This window comes from Actinospica durhamensis (assembly GCF_018139695.1).
Lineage (GTDB): Bacteria > Actinomycetota > Actinomycetes > Streptomycetales > Catenulisporaceae > Actinospica > Actinospica durhamensis.
Genome location: NZ_JAGSOG010000834.1, coordinates 1 through 408, shown reverse-complemented (window position 1 = coordinate 408; position 408 = coordinate 1). Strand labels below are relative to the sequence as shown.

The following is a 408-nucleotide window of genomic DNA, read 5'->3' as shown; positions in this document are numbered from 1 at the left end:
CGGTGCCGCGAGAATAGAAAGGTCTGGACCACGGGTCAATAGGTCTGGACCACTACACCGTCTTCGGCTCAGATCCCCAGTTCCTGCGCCAGCACGGCCGCTTGCACCCGGCTGCGCAGCCCCAACTTGCCCAGCAGGCGGCTGACGTGCGTCTTCACCGTGGCCTCCGCCATGTCGAGGCGGTCCGCGATGCCGGCGTTGGACAGCCCCTCACCGAGGCAGGAGAGCACCTCGCGTTCGCGCCGGGTGAGGGACTCCAGCACCGCCGGGTCGGCCTCCGTCCGCCGGGCCGGCTTCGCGGCGAACTCGGCGATCAGCCGCCGGGTGACGGCCGGGGCGACGATCCCCTCCCCGCGCGCCACCGTGCGCACCGCCGCGACGAGGTCCCTCGCCTCCGTGTTCTTCAGC

Annotated in this window: 1 protein-coding gene; it reads right to left on the bottom strand. The window is 71.6% G+C overall.

Annotated features, from left to right (window positions below):
- Positions 1-68: 68 nt before the first annotated feature.
- The coding region (locus KDL01_RS42450) for a LuxR C-terminal-related transcriptional regulator (RefSeq protein ID WP_212534345.1) at positions 69-408 on the bottom strand (340 nt) is incomplete at its 5' end.